Origin of the sequence: Chitinophaga sp. CCNWYY40, assembly GCF_037483205.1 — a bacterium.
Classification (GTDB): domain Bacteria; phylum Bacteroidota; class Bacteroidia; order Chitinophagales; family Chitinophagaceae; genus Chitinophaga; species Chitinophaga ginsengisegetis.
In genome coordinates, this window is record NZ_JBBHLF010000001.1 from 424015 (window position 1) to 446124 (window position 22110).

Here is a 22110-nt window from a genome sequence, read left to right on the forward strand (position 1 = left end):
ATGTTGGTTTTAATATTCAGGATTAAAAAAAAAGGCCAGATTATGAATACCGGTGTGGTTACATCGTTAAGATAATACCGTGGAAATAAATTTAGGGAATTAACCGGAGAAACGAACAAGGAATTATTATCACCAGCGGAGGGAACGTTTTTTAGTCGTTCTCTCCGCTGATAGATGTGTTATTTTGCCATACCGCCGTTCTTAAACAGGGAATAGGCAGTTTGATAGGTGGCAATACTGTTTTTCAGGAGTGTGCTGTCCATCGCGGTGGCGCGTTGTTCATTGCGTTCTTTGTTCCAGCTGAAGCATTGCGCTTTTTGCTGCGGACTCAGGATGAGCAGTTTACCCGGCTCCAGGTAGCCCAGCTTTTGATAGGTGCTTACCATTGCGCGGGGCTGGTACCCGGGCTCCAGCACGTTTTTGCCATAAAACTTACTGTTGTAAGTCCAGTGCAGCATACCCAGCAGGGTTGGGTAAATATCTATCTGGGAGCACATGGTGCTGATTTCCTGCGGCGCTGCACCCGGAACATTGTACAGGATACAGGGGATATGATATTTACTGATTTCTATTTCATTTTTACCGGCGCTGCTGGCGCAGTGGTCGGCTACAAAAATGATCACGGTGTTTTTAAACCAGGGTTTGGTGCGGATCTTTTTCAGGAACTGCCCGATGGCATAGTCGGTATACTTTACAGCGCCTTCGCGGCTACTACCGGAAGGGATGTCTATTTTGCCGGAAGGATAGGTGAATGGCCGGTGGTTGGAGGTGGTCATCACAAAATCGTAGAACGGTTTCCCGGCAGCATATTTCTGATCGGCGCTTTTAATAGCGGCGGCATAAATATCCTCATCGCATACGCCCCACGCATTTTCGAACTGTACGGCGCTATCCGGGATGTTGGTGCGGGTGGTGGTGATATGATCATCCACCAGTTTATGACGGAGCCGGTCGGTGATATCATAGCCATTATTCCCAAAGTATTTGTTCATGTTATCGAAGTAGCCATCGCCGCCATAAAAGAACGTACTCTCATAGCCTTGCTGCTCAAACAACTGGCCCACAGAAAAGAGATTTTCATTCTTTTTCCGGCGAACAATGCTTTGTCCGGGTGTGGGTGGTACCGCCAGTGTCAGCGCTTCCATGCCTCTTACGGTGCGGGTGCCGGTAGCGTACATGTTGGTGAACAGGATGCCTTCTTTGGCGATACTGTCCAGCACCGGGGTGATATGCCCGGCGTTACCAAAGCGGTCCATGAAATCAGCACTGAAGCTTTCAATGGTGACCATAATCACGTTGGGCGTAACACGTATAGCCGTATCCGTTATACTCCTGTAAATAGTGTTACCGGCGGCCAGGTAATGGCTGTCGGGCGATTGTAACAGGGTACGCAGGCGGCTGAAGGCGCTGTTATCATCTTCCAGCAAATAATATTTATCATACGCCAGCTCATTGTTCAGGTAGGCAGATATAAACGAATACACACCCGCTTTGGATAACTCCTGCGCATACCGGTTTTTGTTTTTTTCTGCCCAGGTATTATTTACCAGGAAAATATGAAGGAACATCAGGCCGGCCAGGACTGCGAAGATGAGCAGCCGTTTTCCGAACGGCGTGTTCGACTGGAAACTGTTGCGGAAAACTCCCCTGCGCGCCAAAGCCCAGGTAATAAGGGCGGTGAATAATAATACGCCGCCAATCAGTAATGGCAATGGGTACGACTGGTTTATATTACTGATTACTTCATACGTGTAAATGAGGTAGTCTACCGCAATAAAATCAAACCGGCCGGAATATTCTCCCCAGAAGGTAAACTCCGCAAAAAAGGAAAACACGAGGATCACCATGGCCAGGAAGAAACCGGTGTAGGTGAATACCCGGTTAAACAGGGTGTTGTTGAGCCGTTGTGGCAGCAGCAGCAGGTAAAGCGCGTAAGCAATGGTAAAGAATAAGGCTACCCCGGCATCGTAAATAAGCCCTTTGCCATAAATAGCCGGTAAATGGGACAGGCGCAACCCGGATTGTGGGAAAGCCCATACCAGTAAGACAGTTCTAACGAGGAACGACAGGATCAGGAGTACGGCGCCAAAGCCCAGGAGCACCGCATACCTGTTTTTTACAAATTTCATGGTGTATAGAATAGAAAATTAAGACCGCGAAGGTACATTGTTCCTAATAAATTTAACTATAAATTAACTTTCAATGACATATTGATGATTCTTCCATCAACAGGCCCCCATAATTGTGCAAATTCCGGGTGTGTAATAGTACCGGTATAAAGGGGTGTATGCTTGCCCTGTCTTGCATCAAAAAGGTTCTCCCCGTTGAGTACCAGGGTAACGTGCTCTCCAAATTGCCGGGATATCATGGCTGCCCAGAACCAGTAGTTGGGCGTTTGTTGATTGTTATCGTCGTACTGATGGCCTACGCGGCTGTTTTCAATACCAAAGCGCCACTTGCCTTCAATACTGTACGCCAGCGTGCCGGCAAACTTATCCTGTGGTGCAAATGCTATGTTGGTACGGGCGGGATCATTGTACCGGGACACGGTATGATTATATCCCAGGTACAGTTCCAGGTGATCCAGTTCAAAACGGAGGTAGGTATCTGTACCGAGACTGTTTACGGCATAAGGCATATTCTGCAGCAGGTACATCCCCTGGTTACCGGGTTGCCGCACCGGCAGGATGGGATCTTTGATATGGGTGTAGTAGAACGCCTGGTTCAGGGTCATGTCTATCTTACCCAAACTGGTATGGTAGTTCCCGTCAAAGTTAATCCCCTGGCTTCTTTCGGATTTTATACCTGCGCTGAGCGGCAGCAGGTAGCGGTAGCCGATGGTTTGGGTTTGGGTGGTGAAAACAGCGGGCGATTTATAGCCGGTCCCCGCGCTCAGGCGGATGGACAGGTCACTCACCGGTTTGTACACAAATGCCAGTCGTGGTAAAATGTACCAGCCGAACTTATTGTGATGATCCGCACGCAGTCCGGCCTCTGCCATCAGCTGATCCGTGATGCGGAGACCATCCTGTACAAAAGCGCCCACCGTGTTGTACTGGTAGTTGCCCAGCAACGTGCTGTCGCCTTTGGCGCGGTGATATATTTCGCCGGTGTTGTTGATGCCGGCTACCCAGTCGTGCCGGCCGGCAGTTTTATGATAGGAAGCCTCCGCGTAGGTACTGGTTTGATTTCCCAGCAGTGCAAATGTTTCCACGTTATTTTCCAGGTGAAAGAAGCTCCCGGCTCCTTTCACAGACAATGTGCCGCCGGCCAGGTTTTTCCGGGTAAACTGCAGCTCTGCGCTGTGTCTTTCGCTGTTATTGACTTCTGTATACTGATGGATGCCGCCGGCAGCATGATCCAGCACCTGCATATCGCCGCCTTCGCGCTTTTCGATGGTGCCGGTATAACCCGCCACGAAAGTGGTTTGGGGATTGATGTACCAGAAGAAGCGGGGGTGGAGCAGGTATTGGCGCAGGCGTGGTACATCGCTGAAGCCATCTTTATTTACGTCGGTGGCGTTTTGAGTAGTAACGCCGGCAAAAAGAGTCATGCCGGTTTTGCCGTATTTTTCTGCGTAGTAAGCGTTCACATTGGTTTCTTTCAGCGTACTACGATTAACCAGCACCGTTAGTTCGGGTTTGCTGCCGGGCGTTTTGGCGATGAAGTTGATAATACCGGCAATAGCGCCACCGCCATAGAGTGTGGAAACAGACCCTTTTATAATTTCCACCTGTTTAAGATCCAGCGGTGGAATAGACAGCACGCCGAAATTGCCGCTCAGCCCTTCGTAAACAGGCACGCCATCACGAAGCAGCTGGGTGTATTTACCATCCAGCCCCTGCATGCGGATGGCGTTGTTACCGCTCACCGCGGAGGTGTTTTGAATATGGATCACCGACAGGTCGCCGAGGATACTGGTCACGTTACCGGGTTTTATGCCGCTTTCTTCCATCATATCTTCTTTTCCCAGTACTTCTACTTTCATGGGGAGGTCTTCGATACGGCGGTTATTCCGGGTAGAAGAAATTACTACTTCTTCCAGGTCCGATACTTTGCTGATGGTGGTATCTTTAAGCGGTTGCTGTGTAGTGTCTTTAACGGGAACGGGCACACGATTTTGTGCGGTTACAATTTCCACCGTGCTCAATAAAATGACAGCCAGTACTATGTGTTTCATATGCTCCTTTATATAGCAAAGAAAAACACTGAATCTGGAGCAAATCTGAACGGTAGGCTATAGGGTTATCTTGAAGGTATGCTGGCCGTTTGTATAATAATAGGTAAGATGAAAATGATAGGAGTCTGCCATTTTTTTAACGATGGCCAGTCCCAGGCCATTGGAATTGGTGTAGCCGTTGTTGTGTTTTTTAAAGCGCTGAAACAACACATTGGCGGGTATTTCGGGTAGATGGCTGGTGTTGGAAATGGTAAAAGTGTCGGATGTTAACCGGATGGAGATATTACCTTGTGGATAATTGTATTTAATAGCATTCCCGAGCAGGTTGCTGACCAGTATATCGGTGAGTGCCGGATGCAGCGGCCACGGCGCGGTGGCGGTTATTTCTTTATGAATATGCAGCTCTTTTTCTTTGATAAGCTCTTCAAAAAGCAGCAGGTATTTTTCAACAACGGTGCAAAGGTCCGGCTGTTCCGTTACCGGGTACTGCTGGTTTTCTATTTTAGCCAGCAGCAACAGGTTGTGATTGAGGCGCGACAGGCGTTGCAGCTCATCATAACCGGCGAGGATGCTGTTCTGTTGTGTTTCCGAGAGGGTATCGTCCTGCAGCAATAATTCCAGTTTGCTCTGGGCAATAGCGAGGGGTGTTTGCATTTCATGGGCTGCATCTTCCGTTAATTCTTTCATACTGGTATAATCCCCGTGAATGCGGGTAGTCATGGCGCTGAGGGCGGTATTCAGCCTGTTAAATTCAAGCGTGGCGGTATGTTCAAAAACGATGCTTTCCAGTTTGTTCAGTTGCAGCTGTTGTATTTTGTCGAGCGACCGGTAAAATGGTTTCCATACACTTTTGCTGATCAGCCAGTTGGAAAGCAATACAAACAGGAGCAGGCCGCCAAAGGCCACCAGCATTACATGGATAATGTTATTTACCAGATCATCTTTTTCTATCAGCGATTTACGGAGTACCAGTTCATAATTTTTATTATTCACACGGATTACCTGGGTTAGTTGCCGGAAGGGGGCATAAGTGTTTTCCGGTTCCTGGTAAATGTTTACGCCTTTCAGGTTATGTTTTGATTGCACCGGATTTGTAGTGGGATGCAGGTTAAATTCCGGTGTTTTAATACTGAAAACGGGGTTGTTCACACTGGCGGTATCGAGGTACCGCATCCACTGGAGTTTGTCATTCACCAGTTCCTCATCTGTTTCATATTTTATCTCCGTATTGAATTTTGCATACAGGTAAAAAGCGCCTGCTGTAAAAACAGGTAGCATGATCAATAAAAAGTACAGGGTTGTTTTTGTCAGCAGTTTCATGTGCGCGCTGTTTTTTAGTAGATGTTATCCGAAACGGTAACCGGTTCCGTATACTGTTTTGATATAATCTTCGCCACCGGCTTCCAGCATTTTTTTCCGGAGATTTTTAATGTGGGTATAAATAAAATCATAGGAGCCGGCCTGGTCGTATTCATCGCCCCAGAGGTGGCCTGCCAGTGCGGATTTGGTGACTACCCGGTGTTGGTTGGCAATGAAATACAACAGCAGCTGGTATTCTTTCCCGGTGAGGGTAATCGGTTTATTATGTACCAGCACCGTTTTGGAGGCGGGTTTTATAGTGATTTCGCTGAAGTTGACAGTAGTATTACCATCAAAGTTTTTCCGGCGTAAAATGGCATTTATCCGGGCATTGAGTTCTGAAAGATGAAATGGTTTGGTGAGATAATCATCTGCACCGAGTTCCAGGCCGCTCAATTTGTCTTCCAGGGAGTCTTTGGCAGAAATGATAATGATACCGGCCCTGGATTCCAGCAGTTTCAGCTCTTTTACAACATCGAGGCCATTGCCTTTTGGCAGGCCGATGTCTGCCACTATGCAGTCGTAGTCAAATTCATTGACCTTGTCAATGGCCTGTGGAAAATCTGCGGCCAGTTCACAGATATAGCCCTGGTGTTCCAGGTATTCCTGTATGCTTGCCCGGAGAGCTGGTTCATCTTCTATAATCAGCACTTTCATGGGCTAAAAGTAGGGATAATTCCTAAAGGAATTCTGTAGCAGTGGTTTGAGATGGTATGCCTGTTGGAAACGTTGCAGTGGTGGGTTTTGACTGCCTTTATGGTTAGGTATCCATATTATGAAAACCGGAAATATCAAGGGCCGGGGAGAAAAATCCCCGTCCTTATTTTTCATCATTTTTTGGCCGGAATGAAAACTATGTACTCTTGTATCTCGTAGATACAATACCGATATCAAACCATTCATTCAGGCATTCTTATGAGTACTTATTTTAAAATGATGGCAGATAGGCTATTACTGAAAAAGTTACCGGAAGCAGCCATCACACAGCGAAAGGCATCAGATGATGATACGAGGGAATTGTGCGCATTGATGGATAATATCCCTAATGCCAAATCAGTTGCGGCCATGTATCAACAGCTGATAAGAACGGGCAGGCTCACAGAACGTTATACCGGTGGTGATCCTGGCAGAAGGTGGCTCGAAGTGGAGCAGATAGTGCTGGACCGGAACGAGAGAAAGAAAGAAAACAAGCGCAGAATTATATGGATGGTGGTGGTTTTCATCACCGTGGGAATTGCTTCCTATTTCGGAGGCGTTTATCTCATGACCAAAGGAAAACACCTGGCCATGCAGGTAGTAAAATAAGCGTACTTTGTACACCTTTAAAATAATACGTCCAGGTAACGGTTTGTTGCCTGGACGTATTATTTTAACCATTTCTGATGTTATTTTCTTTCGGGCATCTTTACGGTCAGTGGTTTTTCATTACGCAACATTCTGGCGGCCTCCCCGGTCAGCCAGAGATAATGATCTGAGGGCTTCCCATCTAAATTAATAAACGGCGTAGTGGCGCTCACAGGTGGCTGGCCGCTTCCCTTAAAAATAGCAGTGGCTTCATTTACTTCATCAAACATTGCTACATACAGCATAGTGGCGCCGGCGGTGAGCGCGGTGGAAATCTGTTGCCAGTAAAACCGTCCGCCCTGGCGGGGAATGGAGCCCACCGGTTTTACGTCGTCCGGGAATTCATAGCGACTGAGGTTATGCCAGCTGAAGCCGGGATAGATGCAGGGCACATATTCCAGGTGGTTGGCGCGGCACCAGGCCAGGTCGTCGATGAGGTTATCGCGGTAGCGGTCCATATCGTTGTGCAGCAGGGGGGAATACCGTTGCACGGTCCAGGGCAGTACAATGTCCGCCTGTTTAATGATGGTATGCAGGTAAGGATCGGGCAGGCAGTCGGCGTTCAAGGTGCGCCAGGCCGTGGGTACGCCCAGCATCACGGCGCAGCCGCCATAAACAGGATCATTTTTGAGAAAATCGATGAGCCTTTCGAGCCCAATATTCCGGAGGTTATAGGGGCGATCAGGAAAACCGATCCCCCAGATAGCCACTACGGGTTTGCCATTTTGCTGCAGGTAAGTTTTGGCGCCGGGCTGGTTGGTTACTTTCAGCTGATCTACCAGGTATTTCCAGTCTTCAATAATAGCGGAACAATCTTCTCCCGAAGCGCTTAACCCGGAAAGGTCGTACATCACGGCAATAGCCCTTTTATATTTTGATGCCGCCGCAAACGCATTTTTCAGCACAACAGAGGAGGCGCTGTCGTGGCGTTTGGCATTATTAAAAAAACGTTGCATAAAAACGCCGTCCACTCCATACTGCTGCATCCATTTGAAGTGAATGTCCACGGTGCTTTTGTCGTACGAACTGAAGAAACGGGCGGGCTGTCCGTTGGCGAGCTTAAAAGGAGTGGCGTATGTTTTCTCATATTCACTCACATCGGGCCACATATCTATTCCACTGCGGGTTTCATCGCCATAGGAAAAACGCCGGGCGCCGGAGCCATCGCCTTCGGCCCGGAACCATCCCTGGTAGCCGGCCATCACCAATCCATGATAAGTAGGGTACTGCGATTCCCTGCTGTGTTTCAATTGTGCCGCGGCGGATAAGCTCAGCAGGAGGAGGAAAGCTGTTAAAATACGCTTCATATGTATACTGTTTGTTATTAACGTGGAACTTGCTTTTAAAAAGAGGAGAACCCGGCTTGCCCGGATTCTCCAAAGGTTTTGCATTCACCTTAGTTGTGTATTCCGGTTTGTAGCCGGAAGAATAAGATGCAAGTAAAACGGAGAGACCTAACAAAAGCGTTAACAAAGCATTAATTGGCCGTATTAATGGCATATTTCCGCAATTAATTTTCAGGAAAGAGACATGTTGTTACTCTTCATGCAGTAACAGCACGGCAGAATAATATTATCTTCCCGTATACAACCAAAATATTTATGCCCGAAAAAAGAAACAGGTTACTATCCATTTTAATGCTGCTACTCCCGGTTTTACTTAGCGCCACTCCGCAGGTATCCACTGCACAGGCTAAGCCGGTGATCATTGGCTATGTGGGCGGATTCAGGGGATTGGTGAATACAGACGGGATTGCACCGCGGAAGCTTACGCACATCAATTACGCTTTTGTAAATGTGCAGCACAACCGCGCAGTGCTGACCAACGAAAAAACAGATACGGTAAACCTGCGTCGCATCAATGAACTGAAAGCCATCAACCCGGAGCTGAAGATCCTGATTTCTATCGGCGGCTGGGCATGGAGTGAAAATTTCTCTGACGCCGTGTTAACGGATACTTCGCGCAAAGCATTTGCGGTAAGTGCCGTGGATATTATCCGTAAATACAAACTGGATGGCGTGGATATCGACTGGGAATATCCCGGTCGTGCGGGGGAAGAAGGCAATATATACCGTCCGGAAGATAAACAAAACTTCACCCTTATGTTTGCCGCGCTGCGGAAGGAGCTGGATAAGTTGCAAAAGGAAACACATCAGAAAAAGCTGCTCACTACGGCAGTAGGTGGCTTTGCCGCTTTCCTGGAAACATCGGAAATGGGTAAGGCCGCCAGATACCTGGATTATATCAACCTGATGACCTATGATTTTTATTCAGATAAAAATGCCGGTCATCATACCAACCTCTTCACACCGGCCGATAACCCCGGCGCGCTGTCGGGCGATAAAGCGGTGAAAGCCTATGTGGCCGCCGGCGTACCTGTGCAAAAGCTGGTAATGGGCATTGCTTTTTATGGCCGTCGCTTCCAACTGGCCGACAGCACCGGCACCGGGCTGGGAGGGAAGATCGTATCACAGTCTTTCGGTAAAGGCTATACGTTTACAAAGGATAGCCTTGTTAATAAAAACGGCTTTCATGCCTACCGCGATGAAAGCGCCAAAGCGCCCTACCTGTTCAACCCCGCCACACGTGAATTCATCACCTACGATGATGAATGGTCCGTACAAAATAAATGCAACTATGTGACCGCGAATAAAATGGGTGGCGTCATGTTCTGGGAATATTCTTCCGACGAAAAAGAATACCTGCTGGATGAGATCAACGCTACTTTATATCCTAACCGCAGCAAGCCTTTGTTTTCAGCGCTGGTGCTGTATGAAGGTGGCGGCCACCACGTGGCTTTTTCAAAAGTAGCTAAAGCGTGGCTGGATAGTGTTGCTGCAAAGAAACACTTTGCAGTTACCTATATCAACAACACGGATGCGGTTAACGATGACTACTTAAAGCAATACCAGCTTTTTATCCAGCTCGACTATCCTCCTTATGGCTGGAAACCTGCAGCAGCGGCGGCGTTTGAGCGATATATCAATGAAGGCCGTGGTGGCTGGATCGGGTTTCATCATGCCACCCTGCTCGGTGAGTTCGATGGCTTCCCCATGTGGAATTGGTTTTCCACCTTTATGGGCGGCATCCGTTTCACCAACTATATCCCAGATTTTGCCGATGGAAAGGTAACCGTGGAAGATAAAAACCACCCGGTGATGAAGGGCATTACATCTCCCTTTACTATTAACAAAGAAGAATGGTATACCTACGATAAAAGCCCACGCCCGCAAGTGCGTGTGCTGGCCAGCGTGGATGAAAGTTCCTATGTGCCCGCTTCCAACAGGAAGATGGGGGATCACCCCGTGGTATGGACCAACGAACATTATAAAGCGAGGAACGTCTATATTTTCATGGGGCACGGCCCTGCGTTGCTGAATAACCCGGCATATACGCAACTGTTTCAGAACGCTGTTTTCTGGGCAGCCGGTAAATGAATGTGGAAGTTTTTAGTAACTTTAAATACCGCCAAACACCCGCCCGGAAAAAGAACCTGTTGACCTACGGCAATATGGACCAATATACTGTACGCAAGCAAGAAAAAATAAACCATCTAAAATGGAAAAGAAATTTCTTATCAGCAGTATGCTGTATTGTTTCCTCCTGCTGCCGTTGCTTTCAAAGGCGCAGCAATTGCCCATTGGTGCGGCTGCGCCGGATTTTACCCTGCCGGCAACAGACGGGAAAAATTATTCTCTGTCCTCTTTTTCTGACGCAAAGGTACTGGCAGTGGTTTTTACCTGTAATCATTGTCCTACTGCGCAGGCGTATGAAGACAGGATAAAGCAGCTCACTTCCGATTATGCCGGCAAAGGAGTAAAGCTGGTGGCGATTATGCCCAACAACGCCGAGGGGTTGCGTTATGATGAGCTGGGATATACCGACCTGGGCGATTCTTTCGACGATATGAAACAGCGCGCAAAAGATAAACAGTTCAACTTCCCTTATTTGTACGACGGCGACAGTGAAATAGTTTCACGGGCATATGGGCCTGTTGCCACACCGCATATTTTTATTTTTGATAAAGACAGGAAGCTGCGCTACCAGGGAAGGATTGATGACATGGAAAATCCTGCAAAGAAGCCCGGGTCAAAGGATGCGCAGAATGCCATTGAAGCATTGTTGCAGCAGCGGGAAGTGCCGGTGGCCACTACGAAAGTATTTGGTTGTTCAGTGAAGTGGAAAGATAAAAGCGGCAGCGTGGAAAAAGCAACGCAGGCATGGGCAAAGGAGCCGGTAACGCTGGACACGGTGTCGGTGGGCGGCATTAAGGAGTTGTTGAAAAACACTTCCGCCAATCTGCGGTTGATTAATATCTGGGCTACCTGGTGTGTGCCTTGCGTGGCAGAGTTCCCGGAGTTTATTATACTGGCTAAAACATTCAGTGAGCGTGATTTTGAGTTTGTAAGTGTTAGTGCAGATGAACCGGAGAAGAAAGATAAAGTATTACAGTTTTTACAGAAGAAGCATTCGTCCGGGAAGAATTATCTTTTCACCGGGAAGGACAAGTATGAGCTGATTGAAGCCGTGGATCCCAAATGGCAGGGCGCATTGCCGTATACTATTTTAGTGGAGCCGGGTGGAAAAATCGTATATGCGCAACAGGGAGAAATAGACCCGGTGGCGCTCCGGAAATTAATTTTTCATAACCGCATGATCGGTCCCATGTATAAATAGATTGGTGTCCGGCCACTTTGTGGTGGGATCATTTACTGCCTTCCACAACAACCCATCCAGGTCGTTGAAGAAGCTGCTGTCGGTGCGGGTGTTACACAACATTACCCAGTTGAATCCTTTATGGGCGCGTATTATTTCGCTGGCCGTGCCTGGCAGGGAACCGGAGTGCCACCAGTTGTGGTAGGGATTAACCGCCCATCCCAGGGCATAACCCGGATTCGCTTCCGAGCCGGTAGTCATAGCCGTGACAGATTTTGCATTCAGTATATCCGGAGGTAACGGGAACCCATCTACGTAGACAAGCAGGCGGGCGAGGTCGGTGGCGGTGGCTATCCATCCTCCATGTGCATCCATGCGGGTAATGTTATAAATATAAGGTTGTTCGCCATGTTGGCCATAGTACACTACTTCATGTGGTTTTTGTTGGGCCAGGGTGTTGCCGCCTATCTGCATATCAGTGATGCCGCAGGGGAGCAGCACTGCTTTTTTTACATAATCTTCATACGGCATACCGGATACTTTTTCAATTACGCGTCCGAGAATACAGTATCCAAAATTAGAATAGGCGTAAACTGTTCCGGGAATATTATCCAATGGCTGATGATCGATTGTCCATGAAATCAGTTGGCCGGCGTTCATATGCGGATGGCTGAACATAGGATCGGCGCCGTTGTTGGTCCAGCCGCCGGAGGTATGTTCAAGCAGTTGCCGGATGGTGATCTTTTTCAGATCTTCCCGGTAGGGTGGTGTGCCATAAAGGGTACCCAATATAGCGTTGGGGCCAAATACCCGGTCGTTCAGCGATAACTTTTTTGCTTCCACTAATTTTAATATAGCCGTGGCCGTTATACACTTGGATACACTGGCAATGCGGAACAGGTGCTGGGTGTTTACCGGGATATGTTGGGTGGTATCTGCATAGCCATAGTTGCCGGTATATACAAGTTTGCCTTTGTACGTTACTGCGATGGCCATTCCCGGTACGTGGTAGCGATCCATAAAAGCATGTACGGTGCTGTCTATCTGCGGCAGGGATTGTGCGGTAGTGATGTTAACTGCCAGCAGGCATAAGAGCAGTAAACGGGTATATCTCATAAAATTAAGGTACAAAAATATTTCCTTCCAGGTAGGTCTTACAGGTACCGCCTATCAGTACGCGGTCGCCGGCGTCCACGCAGTAGAGCTTTCCTGTTCTGGGAGATACCTGCAGGGCGATCATTTCTTTCTTATCCAGTTGCTGGCTCCAGAAGGGGATGAGCGAGCAATGTGCAGAGCCGGTAACAGGATCTTCGAAGATGCTGGCCTGCGGGGTGAAGAAGCGTGATACAAAATCCACGTGCTTTCCTTTTGCTGTAACAATAATGCCGCCGGGGTCCAGGTTGATCTGGTCAAGGATCGCTTTATCCGGTTGCAGGTTGCGTACTATTTCTTCATCATGATACACGAGGATATAATCCCTTGCTTTCAGTACTTCCATCGGGTATACGCCTATTCCCTTGAGTATTTCTGTTGGAAGGGAAGCGGGTACTGCTGGTCGTGATGGGAAGTTAAGCGTGAGCAGGTCATTATTTTTGGAAACGGTAAGCGCTCCGCTTTGCGTGTGAAAAGTAATCTGGTGCATATCCCATCCGAGATGATTGAACAGCACGTGTGCGCTGGCCAGTGTGGCATGTCCGCAGAGGTCCATTTCTATTTCGGGCGTAAACCACCGGAGTTCGTAGTGTCCCTGCTGACCGGAGGGAATAAAGAAGGCAGTTTCGGGCAGGAAATTTTCCGCGGCAATTTTCCGGAGAATATCTGTTGGCAGCCATGCTTCCAGGAGGCATACTGCTGCAGGGTTTCCGCCGAACAGCTCATGTGTGAAAGCATCTACCTGGTAAATGGGTATATGTGGCATGAGGATTAGTTTTGGTGCTGTACCGTAAAGATATTGCTTTTTTGAGCGTGTACCTTCCGGGGAAGGGTGCATGCCCAGAAAAGCAGTCCTGCGGCGCTGATGACGGCGCCGAGTATGCATACGGCGGTCCATCCGGCGAGGGCATATACCGTGGTGGCGGCAATGCTCCCTAATCCGCTGCCGATGGAATAAAAAAGCATGTACCCGGCCACCATGCGGTTGCGTGATTCGGGTCTGATGGTATACAGCATGCTCTGGTTGGTAACATGCACCGCCTGGATGGCCAGGTCCAGCAGGATGATACCGGCAATAAGCGCCATTAGTGAATGCGTGGCAAAGCCCAGCGGCAGCCATGAAATGAGTAGTAACAACAGCGCGATACCGGTGGTGCGCTGGCCGTGGCCGCGGTCTGCCAGCTTCCCGGCACGGGCGGCGCCTAAGGCTCCTGCCACCCCGATTAAACCAAACATGCCAATCACAGATGCCGGAAAGGAATACGGCGGCGCGCTAAGCGGCAGCACCAGCGACGACCACAACACGCTGAAGGCCGCGAAAATGAAGAAGGCAATGATCGCGCGCACCCTTAGCACAGGTTCCTGCAGGAATAACCGGAATACAGACAACAACAATTGCGGGTAAGTGGTAATGGTTTTCTGCGGATCATGAACGGGCAACACCCGGTAGAGGATACCGGCGGTGAGCAGCATCAATGCAGCAGAGAAAAAATATACCGCCCGCCACCCGGCTATATCTGCCAGGGTGCCGGATATGGTGCGTGCCAGCAGGATGCCCAGCACTACGCCGCTGGTTACCAGGCCCACAATGCGTCCCCGTTCTGCCGGGGCGGCCAGTGTAGCGGCATAGGCCACCAGTGTTTGCGTAACTACCGCCAGTAATCCAACCGCCGCAATGCCGGCCAGGAAAGGCAGTTTGGCCGGCGACCATGCTACTGTGAGCAGTGCCGCTACCGCCAGTAACAGCTGCGTTACAATCAGCTTGCGGCGGTTGAACAAATCGCCCAGCGGCAGCAATAACAGGAGGCCGAATGCGTACCCTGTTTGCGTAATGGTAACAATGATCCCCAATGAGCGGGACGGAATATGAAGATCGCTTCCCATTGTGTTCAGCAACGGCTGCGCATAATAAACATTGGCTACTGCAAGGCCGCACGCAATTGCAAAAAGCAGTGCAGTGGACCTGGTGAATTTTTCCATGAGTGAAGTAAATGTTTTGTACTATATGGTACAAAATAGATGATAAAAAAAGGAACTACGAGGTCCCTTGATTAACCGAGAATTTTTAATTGCGTTTCTATCAGTTCGGAGAGGGCTTCATTATCCGGGTAAATGCGCCGGGTAATACCAAGTCCGTTCCAGTTATTGAGCAGCAGGCGCGCCAGCAGTGCCGGTTCCAGTTTGGAATGCAGCGTACCTTTTTGTTTTCCACGTAGCAATGCATCCAGGAATAACCCTTCCAACCCCTGCAGGTGAGTGGCCGCTCTTTTCATCATAGGGTTTTCGACATTGGAAAGCTCTGCTACTGCGTTGCCAAAGATGCAGCCTTTCTGGTGCCTGGTTTTGGTGCTGTGCGCTATCCTGCGGAAAAATTCCCGGATGTATTCCACCGGGTCTTCTGCAGCATCCAGTTCTCTTCTGAACTGTGCAATCGCCTGATCGCTGTGTTGCCCCAGCGCCTTTTCATACAGCTCCTTTTTACCACCTTTAAAAGCCAGGTAAAAGCTGCCCTTACCTATGCCCATGGCAGCGAGAAGGTCTTCCGTGGAAGTAGCCTCATATCCCTGCCGCCAGAAGACTTCAGCCGCTTTGCTGAGTACTTCCCCGTCGTCAAATATTTTCGGTCTGCCTGACATAGCGCGCTCTTTTACCACCCAAAGATATATTCTTTACCAAATAGTACAAAATTTTTCCGGCACAAAAAAACCTGCGGTATACGCAGGTTAATCTTTTGTGTGGAAAATATGCTGACTAGTGATGCGGGGTTTGCGGATGAAGCAGTTGAAACAATTCTCTTTGCAGATCATCATTATGAAGATTGTTTAACTGCTCCGTTGAAATTTCGTAAAAGGCAGTTTTTTTGCCTAATACGCCTATCACAAACGTGTGTCCGGCCTGCACCGGTTCAGCGGTTTGGGGGTGTTTTTTTGATAGTGTTACCACTACATCTTTGAATTTTGACATGTAGTGAATATAACAAAAATTCCGGATTTTGGGTAAAATCACGGATCAGCTCATTCTCACCCCATGCAGTAATTTCTCCATCGCATTCTGTAAAGACCCTGCCCGTGTGACTTCTCCCGAATTCACAAAAAATATCTCATCGGCATTTTCAATCGTATTCAACCGGTGCGCAATGATCACCCGGGTGGTATTTTCCGGCAGTTTTTCCAGGATTTCCCCCAGCAATTGCTCGGTAACGGTATCAATATTGGCAGTAGCCTCATCGAGAATCAGCAGGTCAGGTTTACGCAGTACTGCCCGCATAAAAGCAATCAGCTGTTTTTGCCCGAGACTTACGCCGTCACCGCCGGAAAGTACTTTTGTTTCCAGCCCGTTTTCAAAAATAGCCAGCAACTTTTCCAGGTTAGCTTCTTTGATCACTGCTGTCAGCTGTTCGTTGGAAAAATCTTTATACGCCGGGTTGCCGTACAGGATGTTTTCTTTCACGGTTCCGGTAAACAGGAAAGGTTCCTGCAAAATGAAACCTATCTTCCGGGAACGTTCATCCGCATCATAACTGCGGATATCCCTTCCATTCAGTAATACAATGCCCTGCGTAGGATCATACAAACGTGCCATCAGCGAAGCCGTGGTGGTTTTACCGCCACCGGTAGGGCCCACCAGTGCATAGGTTTTTCCTTTTTCCAGCGACAGGCTGATGTTATGCAGTATTTCCCTTCCTTCCGGATATCCAAAATGCACATTCCGGAATTCCAGCAATGCCGGGGAAGGACCGTAAGCCGTGGTGGCGTTCAGTGTAATGAGATCCGTTTCCAGTCCGAGTATTTCAGAGATCCGGTCCCAGCCTGCCATTGCCACCTGGAAGTTGGCCCACAACGTAGCCAGTTGTCTTAGTGGATTATAGAAATAAGTAGCATACGCGAGATAACTAACGAGTAAGCCTATACTAAATTCGCCTTGTGTGATCAGGTAGATGCCACCGGTTAGTACCAGCAACTGTGCGATACTGGCGCACATGGCATAAAAAGGCAGGAACACGTTGTTGGCAAGCCCCGTACCAATGGCGCTTTCGTAGTTTTTTTCATTGGCATCCTGGAAGCGCTGCCGGAAATAATCGCGGCGGTTGAAGGCCACAATTACTTTGAAGTTGCTCAGGCTTTCCTGTATTTCCGCACTCATGTTACCTACCGTTTTCAGGTTGGCAGCATTTTTTCTTTTTACCCAGGGAGATAATATCCTTGTAAAGATGAGTATCGCCAAAGCGGGCGCCAGTGTGGCAATCCCGATCTTGTAATTGATGATCAGCAGGAAAACACCGGCGCCGATCATGGTGGAAATATTACCGACAAACTGCATCAGCGATTGTGAAAAAAACTGGTTGAGTTTATCCGTGTCATTATTTACGCGGGAAATAAGGTCTCCTGCTTTATTCTGATTAAAGAAGGCCACCGGCAGCTGCTGTATCTTACTAAAAATAGCATTCCGGAGGGTAAATAACGTACGCTGACCAACACCACCCATCAGCTTTGTCTGGAAGTAACTGGTGAACAACGCTGTGAGATAAATGCCCAGCAGGATCCCGGAAAAGATCAGTACGCCGTGGTATTGCTTATGCTGTACATAATGATCGATGGTATAACCTATTAAAAAGGGGCCGAGCAGGTTAAGTATAGAATTCAGCAGGATGGCTGTTAAAGCCACCGCCAGGTTTCTTCTTTCGTGGGAAATCAGCTTCAGCAAATTCCTGAATGCGGAGTAGTTGGATATCTTCTGCTCCTTCTCCGTAAACTTATTAAGATTGTAATTCATAGTTGCTGGTGCTTTGTTGGGAATTAAAGATCTGAACGTACTCGGGACAGGTATGCAGGAGTTCTTCGTGTCCGCCGGAAGCAATAATCTCGCCCTGCATGAGCAGGATGATCTGATCGTAATGCGCCACCGAAGCAATTTTCTGCGTTACAGACAGGAGTGTGATCCCGGGGTATTCTACCTGTACGTTTGCCAGGATTTTCTTTTCCGTATTCGTATCTACACGGGCTGTGAAATCATCCAACAGCAGGATCTTCGGGTTAATGGCCAGCGCACGCGCCAGCATGATCCGTTGTTTTTGTCCGCCGGAGAGACTGGCCCCTCTTTCAGAAACGATGGTATCCAGTTTTTCGGGAAGCGCGTCGGTAAATTCCTTCAGCTCCGCGGTGTGCAACGCTTTTTCCATCGCCGCTTCGGTAACGGTTTCGTTGAACGCAATATTTTCGCGGACACTCATATTAAAAATGATGCTGTCCTGGAACACAAAGCCCACCTGGCTGTGAAAGGATTCACTGTTATAATCCGCTACCGGGCGCCCGTCTATCAGCACTACGCCGGAAGTGGGTTTGATTAAGCCGGTGAGCAGGTAGAGCAACTGCGTTTTACCGGCTGCAGTGGGTCCGATAATAGCTACTTTTGATCCTGCTTTTATGGAGAAGGAAATATCTTTCAGCACTGGTTTCTGACCGTAGTTTACGTTTACATGCTGAAACTCAATATCTCCCTTAACAGGAGTAGTAAGCGAACCAGCGGGCATAATGTCGGGCATATTGATCACGGCGCTGATTCGTTGATAGGAAGCAGTGGCCTGCGCAATAATATTGCTCATAAAACCGATCACCAGTATGGGGAAGATCAGTAACGCCAGGTAACTGCTGAAGGCTGCAAAATCGCCCAGGCTCATACTGTCGGTGATCACGAAATGACCGCCCAGCGCCAGGATGATGAGGTTGGCAATGCCGGCGGTAAATGTAATAACAGGGATCAGTCCCGCGAAAAGTTTCACAATGGATAACCCGAAATCCATCGCTTTACCATTGGCATCCAGAAATTTCTGATACTCCAGTTGCTGCGAATTGATTACCCGGATCAGCGCCGCACCCAGTATACTTTCGTTAATTACTTTATTCAGCCAGTCCATTACTTCCCGGCTTTTGATGAACAGTGATCTTACTTTACGCAATACCAGGAAAAAGGTGATCCCGATTACGGGTAACGTAGCAATCACTGCCAGTGCGAGTTTCCAGTTAATGGTAAGCAACAGGATGCTGGCGCCTATAATAATAAACAGGGAAGATACCAGCGAAACGATGGCTTGCGAAACAAACAGTTTGATGGAATCCACGTCGGCAATCAGGTTGGTGAGTAACCGGGAAGGATTGGCCTGTTCCACCCAGGCATAGCTCTGACCGGATATTTTATCCGATATTTTGGTGCGCAGGTTGCGCGCCACTTTTTCAGACACATATGTTTGTATGATGTTCTGCAGATAGGTAAACACCAGGATGATGATCACCGCCACTGTGAATTTTATCACCAGCGTATTCAGCTGGAAGGTGCCATGCTCATAGCTGTCGATACCGTTTCCGATAATTTTGGGCAACCACAGGTTGAGGCCATTGCTCAGCAATGTAAACAGGATCAGCAGGCTAACCATACCCGTATATGGTTGCAGGAGACTGAATATGCCGGCTTCTTTCTTTTTACTACCCTCTTCTTGTTTCATTTTTAACTGGATGTTTAGCAGGACGCGGCTTTTAAAGGTTTCCACATGAAGACGGATCCGCTCTGCAAATATTGTATAATATCACAACAAGATATTGATTTTTTAGCGGTTCAGGGAATGGATTTCGATGCGATACCGGGAGTGGAAGGAGAGGAAGCGCCGGAGGAAAGGCCGGTGAAAAGAAGAACCAGCGCAGGTCCCTGCCCGTTGGGAGATGCGCTGGCCACTGACTTAAATGCTAACAGCCGCCTTCTTTTTTTCGTAGATGGCGCTGGCAAGCCAATAAAATTCGTCTATAAACCTGGTGGCTGATTTGGCCGTGTGCTCGCTGGTAAGTTCCTGCGTATCACTGAATGCGCCGTATACTTCCGGTACCAGGAGTTTTACCGGCAGTGCATAAGCGCCAACGCTGAGGATTACCTGCTGCAGCTGTGTAGCTGCGTTGACGCCGCCCAGTTTTCCTGCACTCACCGTAACAATACCGATGGCTTTCCTGGAAAATTCGCTGTAAAAATAATCCAGGGCATTTTTCAGTACGCCGGAGAAGCTGCCGTGGTATTCAGGCGTAACAAATATCATGGCATCTGCAGCATGCAGGCGCTGGCTCAGTTCTTTTACCGCCTGTGGCAGTTGCGGGTGCATACCCACCCGTTCTTCCAGCATGGGGAGCGGGTTTTCTGCCAGGTCTATGAGATCAGTCTCCAGTCCTTTGCCCTGTAATTGTTTTTGCAGGTAATGGGCAATTTTGTGTGATTGCCTGCCCTGCCGGATACTTCCGATTAATATGGCTATTCTCATTGTTTTTTATTTTTTGTGAAGACATGCAGCTCCCTGTACTGAAAGTGATGTTTCAGCAGGAACCGGTTATTCGCATTGTTTGGTTGCTACCAGCCGGAGGGCCCTGCCGACGGTATATAGGAGCGCAGTTTGAAAATACGTATGCCTGCGCGTGGCATGCGTATGAGATCCGCCGGATAAGCGTGCCCGTGTTGCATATCCCGGCAAATCGTTTTCTTTATGGAACAAAGATAGTACCTTTGCTGAATAAACCAAATAAACACTTTGTTTATTATGAATAATAACTTTGCCGATAACGAGCGGGCTGTATGGATACTGAAAACACAGGGGCCGCAACCCTTGTGTAAGTTGGCAGAGGAGCTGAAAGTAACGATGGAAGGTGCGCGGTTTCAGTTGCTCAAACTGGCAAATGAAGGATTGGTGCAGGCTACTACCGAAGCCAAAGGCAGGGGCAGACCTAAACAAATCTGGGCGCTCACGGAAGCGGGCAACGCGCGTTTCCCCGACCGGCACCAGGACCTGGCATTGCGTCTGCTGTGCAACATGAATAAAACACTCCCTACAGATACGATGAACGAAGTGCTGGAAGCCACGGCTCAAAGCACCCTCGAAAAATACGAGGAAGAGCTGAAAGGCATCACCGGACTGGAAAACCGTGTGAGCACATTAGCGGATATCCGTAACCGTGAAGGATACATGGCGGAGTATATCAACGAAGGAAAGGGTTATCTTCTTATAGAAAATCATTGTCCCATACAGGCGGCGGCCAGCTGCTGCAGCCGCTTCTGCCGGTCGGAGCAGGAGATGTTTTCCACTATACTGGGAAAGCAAGCGAAAGTGGAACGGGTGGAACATATACTGGATGGACAACGGAGATGCGTATACAGGATCACAGGGAAATGATAATTATTTTAGATCTATGGAAGCAGTTATTTTTTGTGGCATTCAGGCCACGGGAAAAACATCTTTTTATAAAGAGAAGTTTTTTGAGACACACATGCGGATTTCTATGGATCAACTGCATACCCGTAATAAGGAGCGTCTTTTTTTAGAAACTTGTTTCTCTATACAACAGCCTTTTGTGGTTGACAATACCAATCCTTCAAAAGCTGAAAGGGAAAAATATATCCATCTTGCTAAACAATATAAGTATAAGGTGACTGGTTACTACTTTCAATCGGTATTAGCGGCGGCTGTCCAACGCAACAGTGGCCGTTCAGGTAAAGCCAATATCCCCGAAGCCGGGATCAGGGGGACCTATAAAAGATTGGAATTACCATCTGTAGAAGAAGGATTTGATGAACTATATTTTGTCGGGATACAAGAAGGGAAATTTATAATTAAAGCCTGGAATAATGAAGTTTGATGATCTTGATTTAAAAATGCGGGCATTTGAGACAGCCCAAGACAGGCAGATATTGCCTGAAATGTATATGATAGCCAGAATTGACGGTCGTGGTTTTACACGGTTAACCAAAGAGACACATCCATTTGAAGCCCCTTTCGATGAACGTTTCAGGGATTATATGATCGCCACTACGGAACATTTGATGAGTTGCGGATTTAAAGTAATCTACGGCTATACCCAAAGTGATGAAATTTCGCTGCTTTTCGACTTTAATGAAAGCGCTTTTTCACGGAAATACCGGAAGTATATTTCTATTCTCGCAGGCGAAGCCAGTGCCAAATTTTCAACCTTACTAGGCGATGTTGCAGCATTTGATTGTCGTATCTGCGAACTGCCGAATGAGGGATTGGTGGTTGATTATTTCCGCTGGCGGAATGAAGACGCACATAGAAATGCCCTGAATGCTCATTGTTACTGGCGTTTACGACAGGAAGGATTAACTAAACTGGAGGCGACCAAACGCATTGAAAAACTAAGTACAGCTGAAAAAAACGAACTGCTTTTTTCATTTGGTATAAACTTCAATGATTTACCACGCTGGCAGAAGAGAGGTACCGGTATTTACTGGTTAGAAATAGAGAAAGAAGGATTTGATATAAAACAGCAAACAACTGTAACTGTAAGAAGGAAACAACTGCAAAGAAATATGGAATTACCAATGAAAGACGACTATAGCCAGTTCATCAAAAGTATTATAGGGGGCATTTAACCATG

General features: G+C 48.1%; 19 protein-coding genes. 6 read left to right on the top strand and 13 right to left on the bottom strand.

Annotated features, from left to right (window positions below):
• Positions 1–179: 179 nt before the first annotated feature.
• Genes V7S65_RS01705 through V7S65_RS01720 form a run of 4 tightly spaced genes read right to left on the bottom strand, consistent with a single transcriptional unit; the run spans position 180 to position 6196 of the window.
• Positions 180–2129: an LTA synthase family protein gene (locus V7S65_RS01705; RefSeq protein ID WP_336386426.1), complete on the bottom strand. Its 1950-nt coding sequence runs from the start codon at positions 2127–2129 to the stop codon at positions 180–182.
• Positions 2130–2185: 56 nt separating this feature from the next.
• Positions 2186–4180 (bottom strand): TonB-dependent receptor plug domain-containing protein, encoded by a 1995-nt coding sequence (locus V7S65_RS01710; protein WP_336386425.1) that lies wholly within the window; start codon positions 4178–4180, stop codon positions 2186–2188.
• 57 nt (positions 4181–4237) lie between these two features.
• Positions 4238–5500 (bottom strand): sensor histidine kinase, encoded by a 1263-nt coding sequence (locus tag V7S65_RS01715; protein WP_079468522.1) that lies wholly within the window; start codon positions 5498–5500, stop codon positions 4238–4240.
• A gap of 24 nt (positions 5501–5524) precedes the next feature.
• Complete coding sequence (locus V7S65_RS01720) at positions 5525–6196, bottom strand: response regulator transcription factor (RefSeq protein WP_079468521.1); 672 nt, start codon at positions 6194–6196, stop codon at positions 5525–5527.
• 258 nt (positions 6197–6454) lie between these two features.
• On the opposite strand from V7S65_RS01720, the gene V7S65_RS01725 reads away from it, so the two are divergent.
• Positions 6455–6844 carry a hypothetical protein gene (locus V7S65_RS01725; protein WP_111580048.1) on the top strand — a complete coding sequence of 130 codons (390 nt, stop codon included), beginning with the start codon at positions 6455–6457 and terminating at the stop codon, positions 6842–6844.
• 80 nt (positions 6845–6924) lie between these two features.
• Here V7S65_RS01725 and V7S65_RS01730 read toward each other — a convergent pair whose 3' ends face one another.
• A complete protein-coding gene (locus V7S65_RS01730; RefSeq protein ID WP_336386424.1) occupies positions 6925–8190 on the bottom strand; it encodes a glycoside hydrolase family 71/99-like protein in 1266 nt (421 codons plus the stop codon).
• A gap of 294 nt (positions 8191–8484) precedes the next feature.
• Between V7S65_RS01730 and V7S65_RS01735 the strand changes: the two genes are divergently transcribed.
• The gene (locus V7S65_RS01735; protein WP_336386423.1) at positions 8485–10320 is read left to right on the top strand and encodes a glycosyl hydrolase family 18 protein; all 1836 of its coding nucleotides are present in this window, start codon (positions 8485–8487) and stop codon (positions 10318–10320) included.
• A gap of 121 nt (positions 10321–10441) precedes the next feature.
• Positions 10442–11560: a redoxin family protein gene (locus tag V7S65_RS01740; RefSeq protein ID WP_336386422.1), complete on the top strand. Its 1119-nt coding sequence runs from the start codon at positions 10442–10444 to the stop codon at positions 11558–11560.
• On the opposite strand, the gene V7S65_RS01745 is transcribed toward V7S65_RS01740, so the two are convergent.
• From V7S65_RS01745 to V7S65_RS01780, 8 genes are all read right to left on the bottom strand, one after another.
• A complete protein-coding gene (locus tag V7S65_RS01745) occupies positions 11519–12655 on the bottom strand; it encodes a serine hydrolase domain-containing protein (RefSeq protein WP_336386421.1) in 1137 nt (378 codons plus the stop codon). The genes V7S65_RS01740 and V7S65_RS01745 overlap by 42 nt on opposite strands.
• 4 nt (positions 12656–12659) lie before the next feature.
• Positions 12660–13457: a PhzF family phenazine biosynthesis protein gene (locus V7S65_RS01750; RefSeq protein ID WP_111580052.1), complete on the bottom strand. Its 798-nt coding sequence runs from the start codon at positions 13455–13457 to the stop codon at positions 12660–12662.
• A 5-nt stretch (positions 13458–13462) separates the two neighbouring features.
• Positions 13463–14671 carry an MFS transporter gene (locus tag V7S65_RS01755; RefSeq protein ID WP_336386420.1) on the bottom strand — a complete coding sequence of 403 codons (1209 nt, stop codon included), beginning with the start codon at positions 14669–14671 and terminating at the stop codon, positions 13463–13465.
• 71 nt (positions 14672–14742) lie between these two features.
• Entirely contained in the window at positions 14743–15327 is a 585-nt protein-coding gene (locus V7S65_RS01760; RefSeq protein WP_111580054.1) for a TetR/AcrR family transcriptional regulator, read from the bottom strand.
• A 115-nt stretch (positions 15328–15442) separates the two neighbouring features.
• Complete coding sequence (locus V7S65_RS01765; protein WP_079468513.1) at positions 15443–15655, bottom strand: hypothetical protein; 213 nt, start codon at positions 15653–15655, stop codon at positions 15443–15445.
• Positions 15656–15700: 45 nt separating this feature from the next.
• On the bottom strand, positions 15701–17464 hold the full coding sequence (locus tag V7S65_RS01770) for an ABC transporter ATP-binding protein (protein ID WP_336386419.1): 1764 nt from the start codon (positions 17462–17464) through the stop codon (positions 15701–15703).
• Positions 17448–19190 carry an ABC transporter ATP-binding protein gene (locus tag V7S65_RS01775; RefSeq protein WP_336386418.1) on the bottom strand — a complete coding sequence of 581 codons (1743 nt, stop codon included), beginning with the start codon at positions 19188–19190 and terminating at the stop codon, positions 17448–17450. Before V7S65_RS01775 ends, V7S65_RS01770 begins: the two co-directional genes overlap by 17 nt.
• Positions 19191–19421: 231 nt before the next feature.
• Positions 19422–19988: an NADPH-dependent FMN reductase gene (locus tag V7S65_RS01780; RefSeq protein ID WP_079468510.1), complete on the bottom strand. Its 567-nt coding sequence runs from the start codon at positions 19986–19988 to the stop codon at positions 19422–19424.
• Positions 19989–20261: 273 nt separating this feature from the next.
• Between V7S65_RS01780 and V7S65_RS01785 the strand changes: the two genes are divergently transcribed.
• Genes V7S65_RS01785 through V7S65_RS01795 form a run of 3 tightly spaced genes read left to right on the top strand, consistent with a single transcriptional unit; the run spans position 20262 to position 22105 of the window.
• Complete coding sequence (locus tag V7S65_RS01785; protein ID WP_336386417.1) at positions 20262–20891, top strand: helix-turn-helix transcriptional regulator; 630 nt, start codon at positions 20262–20264, stop codon at positions 20889–20891.
• A gap of 16 nt (positions 20892–20907) precedes the next feature.
• Positions 20908–21354: an AAA family ATPase gene (locus V7S65_RS01790; protein ID WP_111580058.1), complete on the top strand. Its 447-nt coding sequence runs from the start codon at positions 20908–20910 to the stop codon at positions 21352–21354.
• Positions 21344–22105, top strand: coding sequence for a tRNA(His) guanylyltransferase Thg1 family protein (locus tag V7S65_RS01795; RefSeq protein ID WP_336386416.1), 762 nt, complete (start codon positions 21344–21346; stop codon positions 22103–22105). Before V7S65_RS01790 ends, V7S65_RS01795 begins: the two co-directional genes overlap by 11 nt.
• The last annotated feature ends 5 nt before the right edge of the window (positions 22106–22110 follow it).

What these genes read in the sequence shown, in the direction of transcription:
- V7S65_RS01730 (WP_336386424.1), bottom strand. Translation starts at nt 8,190, where the DNA reads ATGAAGCGTATTTTAACAGCTTTCCTCCTCCTGCTGAGCTTATCCGCC.
- V7S65_RS01715 (WP_079468522.1), bottom strand. Translation starts at nt 5,500, where the DNA reads ATGAAACTGCTGACAAAAACAACCCTGTACTTTTTATTGATCATGCTA.
- V7S65_RS01725 (WP_111580048.1), top strand. Translation starts at nt 6,455, where the DNA reads ATGAGTACTTATTTTAAAATGATGGCAGATAGGCTATTACTGAAAAAG.
- V7S65_RS01735 (WP_336386423.1), top strand. Translation starts at nt 8,485, where the DNA reads ATGCCCGAAAAAAGAAACAGGTTACTATCCATTTTAATGCTGCTACTC.
- V7S65_RS01755 (WP_336386420.1), bottom strand. Translation starts at nt 14,671, where the DNA reads ATGGAAAAATTCACCAGGTCCACTGCACTGCTTTTTGCAATTGCGTGC.
- V7S65_RS01710 (WP_336386425.1), bottom strand. Translation starts at nt 4,180, where the DNA reads ATGAAACACATAGTACTGGCTGTCATTTTATTGAGCACGGTGGAAATT.
- V7S65_RS01760 (WP_111580054.1), bottom strand. Translation starts at nt 15,327, where the DNA reads ATGTCAGGCAGACCGAAAATATTTGACGACGGGGAAGTACTCAGCAAA.
- V7S65_RS01795 (WP_336386416.1), top strand. Translation starts at nt 21,344, where the DNA reads ATGAAGTTTGATGATCTTGATTTAAAAATGCGGGCATTTGAGACAGCC.
- V7S65_RS01720 (WP_079468521.1), bottom strand. Translation starts at nt 6,196, where the DNA reads ATGAAAGTGCTGATTATAGAAGATGAACCAGCTCTCCGGGCAAGCATA.
- V7S65_RS01780 (WP_079468510.1), bottom strand. Translation starts at nt 19,988, where the DNA reads ATGAGAATAGCCATATTAATCGGAAGTATCCGGCAGGGCAGGCAATCA.
- V7S65_RS01705 (WP_336386426.1), bottom strand. Translation starts at nt 2,129, where the DNA reads ATGAAATTTGTAAAAAACAGGTATGCGGTGCTCCTGGGCTTTGGCGCC.
- V7S65_RS01745 (WP_336386421.1), bottom strand. Translation starts at nt 12,655, where the DNA reads ATGAGATATACCCGTTTACTGCTCTTATGCCTGCTGGCAGTTAACATC.
- V7S65_RS01785 (WP_336386417.1), top strand. Translation starts at nt 20,262, where the DNA reads ATGAATAATAACTTTGCCGATAACGAGCGGGCTGTATGGATACTGAAA.
- V7S65_RS01765 (WP_079468513.1), bottom strand. Translation starts at nt 15,655, where the DNA reads ATGTCAAAATTCAAAGATGTAGTGGTAACACTATCAAAAAAACACCCC.
- V7S65_RS01740 (WP_336386422.1), top strand. Translation starts at nt 10,442, where the DNA reads ATGGAAAAGAAATTTCTTATCAGCAGTATGCTGTATTGTTTCCTCCTG.
- V7S65_RS01790 (WP_111580058.1), top strand. Translation starts at nt 20,908, where the DNA reads ATGGAAGCAGTTATTTTTTGTGGCATTCAGGCCACGGGAAAAACATCT.
- V7S65_RS01775 (WP_336386418.1), bottom strand. Translation starts at nt 19,190, where the DNA reads ATGAAACAAGAAGAGGGTAGTAAAAAGAAAGAAGCCGGCATATTCAGT.
- V7S65_RS01750 (WP_111580052.1), bottom strand. Translation starts at nt 13,457, where the DNA reads ATGCCACATATACCCATTTACCAGGTAGATGCTTTCACACATGAGCTG.
- V7S65_RS01770 (WP_336386419.1), bottom strand. Translation starts at nt 17,464, where the DNA reads ATGAATTACAATCTTAATAAGTTTACGGAGAAGGAGCAGAAGATATCC.